The organism is Planctobacterium sp. AWM4_229, assembly GCF_056160305.1.
This window is the reverse complement of the sequence record NZ_JBSWWX010000001.1, coordinates 710,848-725,971: the sequence shown is the minus strand read 5'-3', so window position 1 is coordinate 725,971 and position 15,124 is coordinate 710,848. Positions and strand designations below refer to the sequence as shown.

Genomic DNA, 15,124 nt, shown 5'->3' with positions numbered 1-15,124 from the left:
TAGTGGCGGTTAATGTACCCAATGATGCTTTTGTTGTTTCGCTTCGATGGCCGCTTTGGTCTCTTCCGGCATAAAGGCTTGGTTGTCGTCTTCAAAGAAGAACTTATTGCGTTTGCCTTTTTTGCCAAACTCAGACATGGTAGCGGCATCAAATACCCGGCCATTGATAATGGTGTACTGCACCATTTCACTGAGGCTGATATCGTTTAATACGTCGCCTTCAATCACCACTAAATCGGCAAGCTTGCCAGTTTCGATACTACCAATCTGTTTATCCATACCCAGGTGTTTTGCACCGTCAATGGTGGCACCACGCAGTGCTTCCCAGGCACTAAATCCACCTTGGTTCATGATCCACATTTCCCAGTGAGCGGCTAAGCCTTCCCGTTGTCCGTGGGCACCAATGTGCACGCCAACGCCATTGTCACGTAGCTCTTTGGCATATTCTGCGATAGTGACGTGATTGTATTGATTGTCTGGCGCGGTGGGACGTCTGATAGAACGTTCATCTAATAGGAAGCTTGGTGTGTAGCGCAGCAAGCGCGGATTTTTCCAAACTTCAGTGCGGTCATAGAAGTACTCTTCACCCATCATACCGCCATAAGACACCACAAATGTGGGGGTATAGCCAAATTTAGTGGCGCTCCACAATTGAGTGAGATCCCCGTATCCCCTTGCAATGGGCAAGGAGTGTTCAAGACCAGTGTGACCATCTACCATCATACTGATGTTTTGCTGGAACTTACCACCGCCTTCAGGCACCACCATCATGCCTAGCTCGTGTGCCGCTGCCAGGATTTGTTGCCGTTGTGAACGAGCGGGTTGGTTGTAGCTTTTCACCGAGATGGCACCCACGTCTTTTAAGCGCTGTAAGTGGAACAGGGCATCTTCGTAATTGTTTACGATAGCCTTGTATCCCAATGCCTCTGCACCGTAGAGAATCGTTCCGGTGGAGTAGATTCGAGGCGCAACTATTTTTCCGGCACGCTGTAATTCCGAAGCAGAGAATATCTCTGTGGTATCGTTTGACGGATCGTGAATGGTGGTAACACCAAATGCCAGTAGCGAGTACATTTCCCAGTTTTGCTGAGGGATAATTTCTTCACTACCCTGGCTGCCGTGAGCATGGGCGTCGATAAGTCCGGGGATCACCGTTTTGCCTTTGGCGTTGAGCTGCAGGGTATTTCTCGGGATGATCACTTCATCAGCAGCACCAACGGCAACTATGCGATTGTCCTTAATCAACACCGTGGCGTTTTCCAGCACTTCTTTTTGATTGTCAGCATTGCGCATGGTAACGACTGTACCGCCCACCAATGCCACATGACCTTCTGGTTTGTAGGCTTTTTGTGTCATGGACAAGTTGGTTTTAGTTGCCTTTTCTTCGCCGGTAAGCTCGGTTTCGCTTAAGAAAGCAAAAGAGCTATCTAAACTACGCTCGTAATACCAAGGGCCGTGGAACCAACCAACTGCGCTGCTTTTACCCGTCCAGGACAGATATTCACCCGCTTCTTTAGATATTTGCTGAACGGGAATGTCGCTGCTTCCGGCATTGATGCTCAGGCGTTTACCAATATCAGCAAAGGCCGCTACATAAGGCTTGTATTGCTGGGTAAATGCCACCCATTTTTTATCCGGTGATAAACGGTATTCCAGAATGTTATCACCGCCGTACAGGTGTTCTTTTTTATCTTCACCATCCAGATTAACGCTCACCAGTTGGCGCTCAGGATAGTCAGTACCGCCTACCGATTGGGTAAAGTAAACCCGTTTGTTTTCACCGGCAAAATGGGGATTGCTGCCTGATTTGCTCACCCGTTTACTGCTGCCATCAGCAAGGTTGTGAACATAGATACCGGGCTCAACAGACCATTGTGGTGAAAGCAGGTAACCCCCGGTGAATTTGCGATAAGTAATGAGTTTATCGTCAGTACTGAAGCTGGGCTCCACGTAATGTCCTGGATACTGAGTAACCACCTTGCTGCGGCCACCATTAGCAGGAACCGTTCTGACTGAGCCTAGCTCCAGATCGTGCCAGGTGGTGTACACAATAGTTTTGCCATCGTGTGAATAGCGGGGATAATACTCGTCGTGTTGGTTTTGCTCGGTCAGCCTTTTCACTTTACCGGAAGCCACATCTTTGACGTACAGTTTCCCCAGCGCCTGAAACAAAATAGATTTGCCATCAGGGGATTTTTGCGACCAGCGATGCATCTTGGTATTAAACTCATCCGGGGCGACATCCACGTCAAAGCGGATACTATCGGCATATTGAAGGGTCGCATCTACCGTTACATCAAGAGTTTCTAATGATTTGTCGATGATGTTCAGCTTGTGGAATTTGCCTGCAGTCCAGAACATAAGATGCTCACCGTCAGGTAGCCAGTCGTAATAGGCGAAATAACCTTCGGAGCCAAAGCCTTCTTGCATATCTCGCTCAAGACCCAGGAACAACGGGGTTTCACTGCCGTCTCTGGTGTTTTTGATAAACAAGCCGGTTTTGTTTTTCACTCGGCGGATAAAGGCCACATATTTACCACCAGGTGAAGGCTCGGGCACTACAGCACCGCCAGTACCAGAAATGTAGGTTTCGGTTTCACCTTTTTCCATGTCGTAACGGTTAATGGCAAATATGCCTTTCAGCGGATCGCGGTTGTAAGAAAAGCCATGGCCGCCAGAGGTACTCTGGGTGTAATACAGATATTTGCCATCCGGTGAAAACGCCGGATCGGAGATATTGTTTTGCTCTTTATTGCCGTGTGGGCGTTTGACCACTTGCAGTCCTTTTCCACCTGAATGGTGGTACAACCAGATTTCTCCGGCTGGAATACTGCGGGACGACATAATGCCTTTCATTACCGCAATGTATTGTCCATCCGGACTCCAGGCAGGAGAGTGCAGTATATTGGCATCTTCATTGCTGATTTTTTTCAGCTCAGTACCATCGATGTTCATCACCCATAAATTGGAGATACCACCGCGGTCAGAGATGAAAGCGATTTTTTTGCCATCCGGAGACACGCTAGGTTGGATGTTCCAGGCGAAGTCCTGAGTCAGACTGCTGGCCTGGCCGCCATTGATATCAGCAATATACAGGTCGCCCAGCATGTCAAACACGAAGCGCTTTCCGTCAGGGGTAACATCCAGGCTCGACCAGGTGACTTCTTTGGTATTGATGGCGGCTTGTTTGAGTTCAAAAGGGGGATTGAGTACATCCCACTCTTTAGTTGTTTCTGTCTCAGTGCCTTCCGTTTTCTCTTCAGCCAATGATGTCATTGGAGCGAGTGCCATACCCATCAGCAAGGGCAAGGTTTTCAGGAGCCGGTTCTTGTTTTTTATTTGCATTTTGTTGTTCCGGTTTTTGTTCTGTAATACAGGTTGCGGTTTAAAGTCGATTGCAGCGTTAATACGCAAAAAGCCGCATTTGGTGCAATGCGGCTTTCTATTTTTTACACTATCAAATGTGCATTAGTGTTGATGGCCGCAACCACCTTCACCGTGCACGTGACCGTGCTCTAGCTCTTCTGCTGTAGCTTCACGCACTGCCACGATCTCTACCGAGAAGGACAAGTCCTGGCCGGCCAGAGGGTGGTTACCATCAATGACCACACCTTCATCAGTCACGTCGATGACGATTACTGATTGTTCACCGTGATCTGTGGTGGCGCGAAATTGCAGTCCTGGCGCTACTTCCATACCTTCAAACATGCTTTTCGGTACAACTTGTACTAGCTGGTCGTGACGCTCACCGTAAGCTTCTGCTGCAACTACATCCACTTCAAATTTATCGCCAGCGGTCTTGCCCAAAATGGCGGCTTCCAGGCCCGGGATCAAAAAGCCCATGCCGTGAATAAATACTAATGGCTCGCCATCAAATGAGCTGTCTAATTCAGTTCCATCATTGGTGGATACAAGGTAGTGCATGGTGACTACGTGGTTGTTTTCTATATTCATTACTGTCCTGTTGGGATTGGAGCTATTCAATTGAATAGGGTAGTGGGTGAATGTTCAGTCGTGAATCGGGCATTGATTTTAGTCTCAGTACGGCATCAGCCTCTAAATCATTCGGTAAAACAGCGAAAATCCAAGTCTCGCCCATTTGCCCGTTGTTCACTATACTAGCAATTGTCCCGGCGCGGCGCCAATTTTCACCTAGCTGCATTTCGATACTATCGTCAATTTCAGCTGGCATAGCCAGTTTCCCGGACAAGATAAAACCCGCTCGTTTGTTCTTGCCAAGGTACTTCGCTCTGGCGACGGTTTCCTGTCCCATATAGCAGCCCTTGGTAAAACTAATGGCGTTTAATGCCTGCAGATTGAGCATTTGCGGAATGTACTCAGCAGAAGCCTGTGCAGCCAAATGGGCAATACCGGCCTGAATATCAGCACATTGCCAGGCTTCGATATCTTCACTGATTTCTGCATTTTCGAGAGACTTGCTGCTAACCAGAATAAAGCGCTCGGTATTACCCGGTAGTTTGAACAATTCGGCTTCTGAGGCTTGAGTTTTTGCAAAAGCATTTTCGGGTAGCCGCAAGTCAGCAAATTCCGTACTCAGCTGCGAAAACGCGTCTTTGTCTAAGCCATAGATATGCAGTTGCTCGCTGACATCTTCAATTTCCAGTTTGGAAAATACCGCAAATTTTTTAAATGCTGCTTCACTGAGTGCCAGGCTTTCAGCTAAGCCAATCAATAAAATGGCCTCTTGTTGACGGAGCAAATAGAAGGTACTCAGTACCTTTCCTTTGGCGTCACATTGACAGGCCAATTGTGCATTGTCTTGCTGCAATTGGGCGGTGTCGTTAGTTATTTGTCCTTGCAAATAAGATTCGGCATCAGGACCCGTAAATTTCAGGATTTTAAAATGACTAAGCGGTGTCAAATGTGGCATAGCTAACAATAATATCCGTCTCGACTTTTTATGATCCCCTTATATTGGGGGTAATGTATTAACATGCAAGCATTTCACTGTTTTAATTGATAGAATCCCGGCAGTTTGAAGACACAGAAGACAAATATGGAATTTGAAAAGAAACGTTTATCCCGCCTGAAATGGGCTTGTCGACGCGGTATGTTAGAGCTTGATGTTTTGTTTATGCCTTTTGTTGACGAGGCTTTTGAACAATTGAGTTACGACGATAAAGTTTTGTTTGAACGTTTGTTGACCTGTGACGATCCCGACCTATACGCTTGGTTTATGGGGCATCAACCTTGTGAAGATGCCGAATTGGCGAGAATGGTGCAAATCATCTTAACGCGTGTCAAAGTTTAGAATTGAAGTGGGAGACTCAACGATTCGTCGTTGGGTATATGGCATCTTATTCGCCGTATTTATCGCCTCAGTTTGGAGTTGGGGCAGAGCTGCGTTGCCTTACCAAACAACTGTTCAACTTGTGCTTAGTATCGCGCTGTGTGCTTACTTTTTCCCTAAGGTTATTGCCCGTCAGCCTAACCAGGTATTGCTGATTCAGGAAGACGGACTGGTGACTTTTTTACAACCTTTATCAGACACCGCCTGGCGTATTTCAGAAAAATCCCGCTTCAATGGCTGGTGGCATTGGTTAATAATGACCGAGTCAGTTCTCAATACCGAGAAACGCGTCATGTTATTCAAGGACAGTGTTAAAGAGGAAGATTGGCGACACTTGTGCAGAATAGTGAATCAAGTTATTCAGGGACGTGCGTAACATGCAAAAGCGGGCCGTTCAGGAAGTGAGAGTTAAGCGCATTCAGTTGTTAAAGAGTTTGTTTAAAGGTAATCGAACGCAATCCACAGCTGAGTTGCCCAAGTTACACCGCGGGGCATTTAATGTAATACCTGATGCTCAACAAGTGGCTGCGTTTAATCAGGTGGTAGCATGGCAAAATACAGATTTTTTGCCTCCCACCTGGCTGCAGGTGAGTGCTTTCCCTGTGTATCTCAATCTGTTATCCGATCCGGCTTTTCCATTTTCCCCCCTTGGTCTGGTGCACGTAGCGAATCAAGTGACTGTTTTTAAACCGCTACCTGTCGCAGAGCAATATCAGTTGGATTGTACTTTGGGTAACTATCAAGCCCATAACAAAGGCGTGTTATTTGATATTCAGCTGGAAGCGAAAATAGCGGGTGAGAGTGTTTATCAAGGTATAGCGACAAACCTGGCCATCATAAAAAGCCCTTTTAGCCTGCAAGCACCCAAAAAAGCGCAAGATACGCACTCTAATGCAATGGACTTGGGCGAGTTAGCAAACTGGGATTTGGCCAGCGATGTTGGCAGACGTTATGCTCGAGTATCGGGGGATTACAATCCTATTCACCTTTATCCTTTGATGGCGAAACTATTTGGTTTTCGTCGTCATATTGCCCATGGCATGTACCTCAAAGCGAGCGCCTTAAGCAAGCTACTTGAAGATAGAGAAGCTTCGCCATGCTCTGCCGAAATCACCTTTAGAAAACCAGTGTTATTGCCGGCAAGCTTGTCGTTATTGGCAGCTGAGTTTGCACAAGGCAGCCGCGAGTTTGAACTGGCACACAACGGGCAGCTTCACGCTTTTGGGGGGGTATACGAGTTATAAATACTCGGGCAACTGTCCTGGAATGAGAATCGTCGGTTTCGGAGAGTCCAATTGCTCCGGCCAATCCAGGTTGTAATGTAAACCGCGGCTTTCTTTTCTGGCCAAGGCACAGTGCACCATCAGTTCAGCCACGGTCACCAGATTGCGCAGTTCAAGTTGATTGTTGCTCACCCGGAAATTAGCGTAATACTCCTGAATTTCCTGTTGTAACAACTGAATGCGACGCAGTGCCCGTTCAAGTCGTTTGTCGGTGCGCACAATCCCCATGTAATCCCACATAAACAGGCGCAGTTCGTGCCAGTTGTGTTGGATTACAACTTCTTCATCAGAGTCACATACCTGGCTCTCATCCCAGGCTGTTACAGGCTCGTCTTCAAAGTCGGTATCGTTAGCCTGCATAATAGATTTTGCCGCTGCCCAGGCAAATACCACACATTCCAGTAGTGAGTTGCTGGCCATACGGTTGGCTCCGTGCAGTCCTGTATAGGCAACTTCACCAATAGCATAGACATTGTCCAGATCGGTTTTGGCATTCAAATCAGTCACTACCCCACCACAACTGTAATGTGCGGCTGGCACAACCGGGATAGGTTGTTTAGTAATATCAATGCCCAATGAGCGACATTTGCGATAAATAGTGGGGAAGTGCTTGATGATAAATTCAGCGGGCTTATGGCTGATGTCCAGGTACATGCAATCTGCACCCAGGCGTTTCATTTCAAAGTCGATTGCCCGAGCGACAATATCTCGCGGGGCTAATTCCAGGCGTTCATCAAACTTGTGCATAAAGCGCGTGCCATCGGCATGACACAACCAGGCTCCCTCGCCACGCAGTGCTTCGGTTATCAAAAAGTTTTTCGCATCCGGATGATATAAGCAGGTGGGGTGGAACTGGTTAAATTCCATATTCGCCACTCGACAACCAGCACGCCATGCCATAGCAATACCATCACCGCTGGCAATATCCGGGTTAGAGGTGTACTGATACACTTTACTGGCGCCACCCGTGGCTAACACCACAAAACGACTTTTCACCACTTCAACGGTTTCAGCGTTGCGGTTCCAGACGTAAGCACCGACAACCCGCTGGCTGTTGTTTTTGCTCTTGATGAGATCAACTACATTGAAGCGTTCCATCACCTGAATGTTAGGATGCTCTTTGACCTGTTGGCCTAAGGTTTTTTGAATGGCTTTTCCAGTAGCGTCTGCTGCGTGTAAAATTCGTCGATGGGAATGGCCGCCTTCCCGTGTCAGGTGAAAACGGGTATTGCCCTGAGGATCTTCCTCCTGATCAAAAGGGACGCCGGTACTGATGAGCCATTCCATACACTCTCTGGCGTGCTCTGCGGTGTAGCGCACAGTGGTTTCATCGCACAAACCACCACCTGCCACCATGGTATCCTGGATATGAGACTCGATACTGTCATTCTCATCAAATACCGCAGCAACGCCGCCTTGAGCGTATTTGGTGGAGCCTTCGGATAGTTTACTTTTGCTGACAACCATTACTTGTAGTTTTGAACTGAGCTTTAGCGCAAGGCTCAAACCAGCAGCGCCGCTGCCTACCACTAAAACATCACAACTATATTGATTCGCTGATTGCATTTATCCAGAGTGCTCTATTTTCAAAAATCACGGGATAGTAACACTATAGGTAGATATACCCAAGCTACCTAAAGATACTCGACTTCAGCGGGAGAATAATAGGATTTAGGCAAGGCAAATTGTAGAAGGCATGGTTGTTCTTACATCGATACAATTTAACGCAGCATAAATTCTTTTAGGCCCCGCCCTTCGGGAGCTTTACAGCGCTTCCATTACAGTGTTGCACTTGTTTGAAAGGTAGCCGAAATTCCTTCTCAAGTGCGCCTTGTACTGAAAGCGCTGTGATAGCTCTGAAGCAGGCATCTTGAGGTAGTTTGGGTATATTAAACAAAAATTAGCTTATCTAGCGTTGAGCTAAAGTTGTTCTGTTACTCGGGGACAAACCTTGTAAAATGGTCTCAACGCCCAAATTAAGGGGCCTGCAGCGAAAAAATACGGCAGTTTTTCAAGTTTTTTCAAATTTTTTAAAAATGTTTCGAACTTTTTATTTTCATCGTAGTCTACTTTAGTGCTTGTTGGAGCCAACAGCGAGTGACGGAAAGAGTAGTTAGGAGACAGGGCTCTAATGAGTGAGCAGTTGACAGATCAACAATTGGTTGAAAGAGTCCAACGCGGAGACAAAAACGCTTTTAATTTGTTGGTACAAAAATATCAACACAAAGTGATTAATTTAGTCTCCCGATATGTGAAGAATTCTGGTGATGTCGCGGATGTAGCTCAAGAAGCTTTCATCAAAGCGTACAGAGCCTTACCTGGTTTTAGAGGCGAAAGTGCTTTTTATACCTGGTTGTATCGCATCGCAGTGAATAGCGCCAAGAACTATTTAGTGGCGCAAGGTCGCAAACCACCTGCAAATGATGTTGACGCAGAGGAAGCAGACTTTTACGATGGCAGTGATGCTTTAAGAGAGAATTCCACGCCTGAGCGGGAAATGCTCTCAGATGAAATAAAACGGATTTTGTTTAGTACGGTAGAACAATTGCCAGAAGATTTAAAAATGGCAATTACCTTGAGAGAAATTGAAGGCATGAGCTACGAAGAAATCGCCAGTGTCATGCAGTGTCCGGTTGGGACAGTGCGGTCGCGGATTTTCAGAGCTCGTGAAGCAATAGATAAGGAAATCCAGCCATTACTTGACGCCCATTAAAGGCTCAGTGGCAGGATAATGCAGCTGGTGGAAACAGCGCAAGATATCGGAAGAATATAAAAGCGAAGAGGCAATATGACGCAGTCCAAAATTGAAAATTTATCTGCACTCGTGGATGGCGAGCAAACCGACAGCAAATTGCTGGATGAGTTAGCAAGCGACGCCGATTTGGCAGCCCGATGGCAGAGCTACCATCTGATTAAAGATGGTCTTCGGAATGAATTGCCAGATTCGTTGAATCTGAACATTGCCGATGCTGTTGCAGAAGCGATTGAAAAAGAGTCCGCAATTGTTGCGCCAAAAACCGAGCGCAAGACCCAAAACATCCCTCTGTGGGGCAATGTAGTGCCACTATTCAGACAAGGTGGTCAATTTGCTATTGCCGCTTCGGTCGCGGTTGCCGTAATATTGGGTTATCAACAGTTTAACCAAACGACACAAGATTCTGACCTGAATATCGCTCCGGTTAAAGCTATTACGGGTATTCAAAGTGGTATGTCACCAGTAAGCTTATCGCAAGACAGAGCGGTGCCGAAGGCGGATGTTGCAGAGCAGCGTCGCAAATTAAATGCGCTTTTTGCCGACCATCAACAGAGAATGATGCTCAAAACCTCAGATGATAAAGCTGCTGTAGAGAAAGAGACAGAAGCCACACCTGAAGGTGAAGAGCAAAAATAACGTTGCTGTTAATATTGCCAATATTATAATCAGGCCGAGTTTCTCGGCCTTTTTCGTTTTTGGAGTTTAGATGTTTTTACGAGTGCTGGTGTTGTGTGCACTGTTATTTTCTCTACCCGGTTTTGCCTTGCAAGGAAAGGTGATTGACGGGGTAAGCTATCCCGCCAATAGCGCTGAGGTTTGGTTACAAAAGTTTCGAGATGCCTTACACGAATTAAATTTCACCATTTCCTTTGTGGTGACTCGGGGTAATGCCGAAACTCGTCCCTATACCTGGCGCCATGGACTAGTAGATGGTATATCGATGGAGCATCTTAGTCAGCTCAATGGGCCCGGTAGTGAGATTTTCCGCATTGGCGATAAAGTGAGTTTTTTTGAACCTAATAGCGTGCCTTTTAGTTTGCAATCCAGCCACATTAATGGCCCGGTTCCCTTGACCTTTTTTGAGTCACCCATAGAACTCGCCGAGGCTTATAGCTTCGTTGTGGTCGGACGCACGCGAATATCAGGCAGAGCGGCACAGCAAATACGTATCGTTAGTGAAGATGGCAGTCGCTATAACACCACCTTGTGGCTAGATCAGGAAACCGGATTGTTGTTGAAAATGGATGTTAACAATGCTCAAGGTGATTTGTTGGAACAGCTGCAAGTGACGTCTTTGGAAGTCACTGACGAGCCCGACGAGTACTTCGATAAAATTGAACAATCTCGCCTGCCAGAGATTTCATCTTTACCGGATAACAACCAGTTGCAGTTTTCCTGGCAGCTAAACTTTATCCCTACAGGCATGGAAATCACTCAAAAGGATCGCCGTCGGCTTAGCTCCTCCCGCGATGTTGTAGAATATGTGATGCTCAGTGATGGTTTGGTGGATGTCTCGGTCTATATCAGTAAAGACGAAGGCGCGGTGCAAGATGGTGGCTGGTTGCGACATGGCTCAGATACCTTATTGTCTCTCACCAATGGCAATATAATGGTGACGGTAATAGGAAAAATTCCGCCTGAAACGGCGAATCGCATTGCCGCTTCCGTCGGTCCTGCCCGTTAATGTAGAGCGAGAATAAAGGTGCAGGAAGAAATTGCCACAGTGGTAGATTGCAAAAACGGTTTCGTCGAGGTGTCTACCAAAATCAAAAACACCTGCGATGGTTGTGAGCAAAGTAGTCATTGCGGTACCGGTTTATTGGCACGTTACCTGGCTCCTAAACCGGAAAATTTGCGCTTAAAATCTAATCTGGCATTGCATGTTGGGCAAAAAATAAAAATAGGCTTGCCAGATGCGCTATTGCTTAAACTCGCTTTTGCAATCTACTTTGTGCCAATTCTCATTTTGGTGCTGGTGGCCTCGGTAACTAGCTCGTTCATACCAGGTGTTTCAGAGCTTGTGCTGGTGGCTAGCAGTGCAGGTGCAACGGCATTGTGGTTTCCACTGCTGCGCTTTTTAATTCAGCAGCATCACTTTGAACTGACTGAACCTGAGATTTTGCAAGTCTTTGAGCAAGATGAAACACCGGTTAAGTTCGTTTCTGCGCATTAGCATTCAAATCTCACCGTCAAAACAGTAATTTGTTCAAAATTGACACGATTATTTACGCAATATACGCGGTTAAATTCGCTTTCCTTGACGGAAATTAGTAAAATCGCCGCCTGAAAAAATCCATATTGACTTTTTTCGGGTAGAGAGTAGCCAATCAAGTGTAAAACTCCCCGAAATCCGACGTTTATTTGTAGGTAGTATTTTATTCAATGCAGTTAAAGCATATTCGTAACTTTTCCATCATTGCCCACATCGATCACGGCAAATCCACATTATCCGACCGCTTAATTCAACACTGCGGTGGCCTGACTGAGCGTGAAATGGCCGAACAGGTTTTGGATTCCATGGATCTCGAAAGAGAGCGTGGTATCACCATCAAAGCACAAAGTGTAACGCTGAATTACACCGCCAAAGACGGGGAAACCTATCAGCTAAACTTCATCGATACCCCAGGACACGTGGATTTCACCTATGAAGTGTCTCGGTCGTTGGCTGCTTGTGAAGGTGCCTTGTTGGTGGTGGATGCCGGGCAGGGCGTAGAAGCTCAGACATTGGCTAACTGTTACACCGCCATTGAAATGGACATGGAAGTAGTGCCGGTACTGAATAAAATTGATTTGCCGCAAGCGGACCCCGAAAAAGTCGCACAAGAAATTGAAGACATCGTGGGTATCGAGGCCATGAATGCGGTGCGCTGTTCCGCAAAAACAGGCATCGGCATTGACGAAGTACTGGAAGTCATTGTTAATCAAATTCCACCGCCTGAGGGAGATACCGATGGCCCGCTGAAAGCCCTTATTGTGGATTCCTGGTTCGACAACTACCAAGGTGTGGTATCGCTGGTCAGAGTGGTGAGCGGTGAACTGAAAAAAGGTGACAAGGTTCAAATCATGTCCAACGGTCAGACTCACCAGTTAGACCGGGTTGGGATATTTACGCCAAAGGCCACTGATACCGGCGTGTTAAAAACTGGCGAAGTAGGTTTTGTGGTAGCGGGTATTAAAGAGATCCACGGTGCGCCAGTGGGAGATACCATCACATTGGCGAAAAATCCATCAGACGTTGCATTACCTGGCTTTAAAAAGGTTAAACCTCAGGTTTATGCGGGTGTATTTCCCATCAGCTCTGACGATTATGAAGATTTCCGCGACGCACTGGCGAAACTTAGCCTTAATGATGCATCTTTGTATTATGAGCCCGAGAGTTCAACAGCTCTGGGTTTTGGTTTCCGTATTGGCTTCCTCGGCATGCTGCACATGGAAATCATTCAGGAACGTCTGGAACGCGAATACGATCTGGATCTGATCACGACGGCACCTACGGTAATCTACGAAGTCGAAACCACTAAAGGTGAAACCGTCAAGGTAGATAACCCCTCCAAGCTGCCAGCAGTTAACGATATACAAAGCATTCGCGAGCCAATCGTAGAAGCCAATATCCTGGTACCACAAGAATATCTGGGTAACGTCATTACCTTGTGTGTGGAAAAACGCGGCATGCAAACTAACATGGTCTATCATGGTAATCAGGTGGCTGTAACTTATGATCTGCCCATGGCTGAAGTGGTACTAGACTTTTTCGACCGATTGAAATCCACCAGTCGCGGTTTTGCCTCGCTGGACTACAATTTTAAACGTTTTCAGGAAGCGGACATGGTGCGCCTGGATATTTTGGTTAATGCTGAACGCGTTGATGCCTTGGCCATTATCACCCATAAAGACAATGCCCAGTATCGCGGTCGAGATCTGGTGGATAAGCTCAAAGAGCTGATCCCAAGACAAATGTTCGACATTGCCATTCAGGCGGCGATAGGTAACCACATTGTGGCGCGTAGCACTGTCAAGCAGCTGCGTAAGAACGTAACCGCAAAGTGTTATGGTGGTGACGTGAGTCGTAAGAAGAAACTTCTACAAAAACAAAAAGAAGGGAAAAAGCGCATGAAGCAAGTGGGCAATGTGGAATTGCCACAAGATGCGTTTTTAGCCGTACTCAAGGTGGACAGTTAAATGGCCAATTACTTTTCGATATTTTTGGTAGTGCTAACCGTGGCCAGTGGTCTTATTTGGTTAGCCGATGCGCTCTTGTGGGCGCCCAAGCGCAAGGAAAAACTGGCGATTGCCAGAGCCAATACCAGTAATGCGATTGATGATGAAACGCTGAAGCAAATCGCGCCAATTCCATCCGTTGTGGATACCGCACAGCAGATATTTCCGGTAATTGCCTTTGTACTGGTGCTGCGCTCATTCTTATATGAACCATTCCAGATCCCATCAGGTTCAATGATGCCAACACTGTTAGTGGGGGATTTTATCCTGGTGGAAAAATTTACTTACGGGCTGAAAGATCCGGTGGCTCGTAAGCAGTTTTTTGATGTGGGCAAACCCGAGCGTGGCGATATTGTGGTATTTAAATATCCGGAAGATCCCATGATTGATTACATCAAGCGAGTGGTGGGTTTACCCGGTGATCGCGTGGTATATCGCAATAAGCGGGTTTATATTCAGAAAGCGTGTCCAGAGGGGGATGTCTGTCCTTTAAAACCCATCGATCTTAAGTTTGAAAACAACAACGAATTTGCATTCCATTTCAGCCGTTTGAATAAATTTACTGAATCCTTTGGTGAGCACTCCCACCAGATACTGCAAAATCCTGACAGACCCGCGATGGAAATGGCTTATTATGATCAGCCCGGAACCGCCATTAACGAGTGGCTGGTGCCAGAAGGTCAGTATTTTGTCTTAGGCGATAACCGCGATAACAGCCGCGATAGTCGTTTCTGGGGATTCGTGCCAGAAGAAAACCTGGTGGGTAAAGCAGTTGCCATTTGGATAAGCTTTGAATTCGAGCGTGAAGAAGACAGCTGGTTGCCTGGCTTTGTACCCACTGGGGTGAGATTTTCACGGGTTGGTGGTATTCAGTAAATGGATGATATCCGTTTTAATCAACTCACTAAACGCCTTGGTTATCAATTCCAGGACCGAGCCCTGTTAACCCAAGCGCTAACTCATCGCAGTGCCGGCAATACCCACAACGAGCGCCTGGAATATCTTGGCGATTCGATACTAGGATTCATTGTCGCCAAGTACTTGTACAACCGTTTTCCGGAGCAGCCGGAAGGTAAACTAACCCGTATGCGCTCCTCCTTGGTGAAGGGGGAAACCCTGGCCGATATCGCTCGGCAGATGGATTTGGGCGAGGTGATCCTGCTTGGACCCGGGGAACTGAAAAGCGGCGGTTTTGCGCGGGACTCCATTTTATCTGATGCCGTTGAGGCGCTGATTGGTGCGATTTACCTGGAAGCCGGTATGACCCAATCGGAAACCGTTGTATTGGCGTGGCTGGAAAGCAAGCTGGCTAAACTGGACCCCAATTATCATCCCAAGGACAACAAGACGCGTCTGCAGGAATATTTGCAGGCGAAACATTTACCTTTGCCTGAATACGAAGTAACGCAAATCAAAGGTAAGTCCCACAACCAGCGCTTTTTTGTTAGCTGTAAAGTGCAAGAGCTAAACTATCTGGTGGAAGGTGAAGGGGCCAGCAGGCGCAAAGCGGAACAAGATGCCGCCCAAAAAGTGATCAGGAAATTAGAAATTGAATAA

General features: G+C 46.9%; 14 protein-coding genes. 10 read left to right on the top strand and 4 right to left on the bottom strand.

Translation table 11 applies throughout. From position 1 onward, the window contains the following. Positions 1–9 precede the first annotated feature (9 nt). The 3 genes from ACXAGP_RS03150 to ygfZ all read right to left on the bottom strand — a co-directional run bounded on the left by ACXAGP_RS03150 (position 10) and on the right by ygfZ (position 4,891). On the bottom strand, positions 10–3,345 hold the full coding sequence (locus ACXAGP_RS03150) for an amidohydrolase family protein (RefSeq protein ID WP_475259469.1): 3,336 nt from the start codon (positions 3,343–3,345) through the stop codon (positions 10–12). A 123-nt stretch (positions 3,346–3,468) separates the two neighbouring features. After that, the gene (locus ACXAGP_RS03145; protein WP_475259468.1) at positions 3,469–3,954 is read right to left on the bottom strand and encodes an FKBP-type peptidyl-prolyl cis-trans isomerase; all 486 of its coding nucleotides are present in this window, start codon (positions 3,952–3,954) and stop codon (positions 3,469–3,471) included. Between the two features lie 22 nt (positions 3,955–3,976). Beyond that, the gene (gene ygfZ / locus ACXAGP_RS03140) at positions 3,977–4,891 is read right to left on the bottom strand and encodes a tRNA-modifying protein YgfZ (RefSeq protein ID WP_475259466.1); all 915 of its coding nucleotides are present in this window, start codon (positions 4,889–4,891) and stop codon (positions 3,977–3,979) included. Positions 4,892–5,017: 126 nt separating this feature from the next. Here ygfZ and ACXAGP_RS03135 point away from each other — a divergent pair, with 126 nt between their 5' ends. From ACXAGP_RS03135 to ACXAGP_RS03125, 3 genes are read left to right on the top strand one after another with little or no spacing between them, the layout of a single operon-like run. After that, on the top strand, positions 5,018–5,272 hold the full coding sequence (locus tag ACXAGP_RS03135; protein WP_475259465.1) for an FAD assembly factor SdhE: 255 nt from the start codon (positions 5,018–5,020) through the stop codon (positions 5,270–5,272). Further along, positions 5,259–5,687 (top strand): protein YgfX, encoded by a 429-nt coding sequence (locus ACXAGP_RS03130; protein ID WP_475259463.1) that lies wholly within the window; start codon positions 5,259–5,261, stop codon positions 5,685–5,687. Before ACXAGP_RS03135 ends, ACXAGP_RS03130 begins: the two co-directional genes overlap by 14 nt. Position 5,688: 1 nt before the next feature. Continuing rightward, positions 5,689–6,555: a MaoC family dehydratase gene (locus ACXAGP_RS03125; protein WP_475259462.1), complete on the top strand. Its 867-nt coding sequence runs from the start codon at positions 5,689–5,691 to the stop codon at positions 6,553–6,555. On the opposite strand, the gene nadB is transcribed toward ACXAGP_RS03125, so the two are convergent. Continuing rightward, the gene (gene nadB / locus ACXAGP_RS03120) at positions 6,550–8,160 is read right to left on the bottom strand and encodes an L-aspartate oxidase (protein WP_475259461.1); all 1,611 of its coding nucleotides are present in this window, start codon (positions 8,158–8,160) and stop codon (positions 6,550–6,552) included. The genes ACXAGP_RS03125 and nadB overlap by 6 nt on opposite strands. Before the next feature lie 565 nt (positions 8,161–8,725). Here nadB and rpoE point away from each other — a divergent pair. The 7 genes from rpoE to rnc all read left to right on the top strand — a co-directional run bounded on the left by rpoE (position 8,726) and on the right by rnc (position 15,124). Further along, positions 8,726–9,307, top strand: coding sequence for an RNA polymerase sigma factor RpoE (gene rpoE / locus ACXAGP_RS03115; RefSeq protein ID WP_475259460.1), 582 nt, complete (start codon positions 8,726–8,728; stop codon positions 9,305–9,307). Positions 9,308–9,382: 75 nt separating this feature from the next. Further along, positions 9,383–9,985, top strand: coding sequence for a sigma-E factor negative regulatory protein (locus ACXAGP_RS03110; RefSeq protein ID WP_475259459.1), 603 nt, complete (start codon positions 9,383–9,385; stop codon positions 9,983–9,985). 70 nt (positions 9,986–10,055) lie between these two features. Then, the gene (locus tag ACXAGP_RS03105) at positions 10,056–11,033 is read left to right on the top strand and encodes a MucB/RseB C-terminal domain-containing protein (RefSeq protein WP_475259457.1); all 978 of its coding nucleotides are present in this window, start codon (positions 10,056–10,058) and stop codon (positions 11,031–11,033) included. Between the two features lie 18 nt (positions 11,034–11,051). Continuing rightward, positions 11,052–11,522: a SoxR reducing system RseC family protein gene (locus ACXAGP_RS03100; RefSeq protein ID WP_475259456.1), complete on the top strand. Its 471-nt coding sequence runs from the start codon at positions 11,052–11,054 to the stop codon at positions 11,520–11,522. A 209-nt stretch (positions 11,523–11,731) separates the two neighbouring features. After that, positions 11,732–13,528 carry a translation elongation factor 4 gene (gene lepA, locus ACXAGP_RS03095; RefSeq protein ID WP_475259455.1) on the top strand — a complete coding sequence of 599 codons (1,797 nt, stop codon included), beginning with the start codon at positions 11,732–11,734 and terminating at the stop codon, positions 13,526–13,528. Then, positions 13,529–14,443 (top strand): signal peptidase I, encoded by a 915-nt coding sequence (lepB, locus tag ACXAGP_RS03090; RefSeq protein WP_475259454.1) that lies wholly within the window; start codon positions 13,529–13,531, stop codon positions 14,441–14,443. Further along, positions 14,444–15,124 carry a ribonuclease III gene (rnc, locus tag ACXAGP_RS03085; RefSeq protein ID WP_475259453.1) on the top strand — a complete coding sequence of 227 codons (681 nt, stop codon included), beginning with the start codon at positions 14,444–14,446 and terminating at the stop codon, positions 15,122–15,124.

Coding starts and splice junctions, on each gene's coding strand:
- lepB (WP_475259454.1), top strand. CDS start 13,529: ATGGCCAATTACTTTTCGATATTTTTGGTAGTGCTAACCGTGGCCAGT.
- ygfZ (WP_475259466.1), bottom strand. CDS start 4,891: ATGCCACATTTGACACCGCTTAGTCATTTTAAAATCCTGAAATTTACG.
- ACXAGP_RS03150 (WP_475259469.1), bottom strand. CDS start 3,345: ATGCAAATAAAAAACAAGAACCGGCTCCTGAAAACCTTGCCCTTGCTG.
- ACXAGP_RS03125 (WP_475259462.1), top strand. CDS start 5,689: ATGCAAAAGCGGGCCGTTCAGGAAGTGAGAGTTAAGCGCATTCAGTTG.
- ACXAGP_RS03105 (WP_475259457.1), top strand. CDS start 10,056: ATGTTTTTACGAGTGCTGGTGTTGTGTGCACTGTTATTTTCTCTACCC.
- nadB (WP_475259461.1), bottom strand. CDS start 8,160: ATGCAATCAGCGAATCAATATAGTTGTGATGTTTTAGTGGTAGGCAGC.
- rnc (WP_475259453.1), top strand. CDS start 14,444: ATGGATGATATCCGTTTTAATCAACTCACTAAACGCCTTGGTTATCAA.
- ACXAGP_RS03145 (WP_475259468.1), bottom strand. CDS start 3,954: ATGAATATAGAAAACAACCACGTAGTCACCATGCACTACCTTGTATCC.
- ACXAGP_RS03135 (WP_475259465.1), top strand. CDS start 5,018: ATGGAATTTGAAAAGAAACGTTTATCCCGCCTGAAATGGGCTTGTCGA.
- ACXAGP_RS03110 (WP_475259459.1), top strand. CDS start 9,383: ATGACGCAGTCCAAAATTGAAAATTTATCTGCACTCGTGGATGGCGAG.
- rpoE (WP_475259460.1), top strand. CDS start 8,726: ATGAGTGAGCAGTTGACAGATCAACAATTGGTTGAAAGAGTCCAACGC.
- lepA (WP_475259455.1), top strand. CDS start 11,732: ATGCAGTTAAAGCATATTCGTAACTTTTCCATCATTGCCCACATCGAT.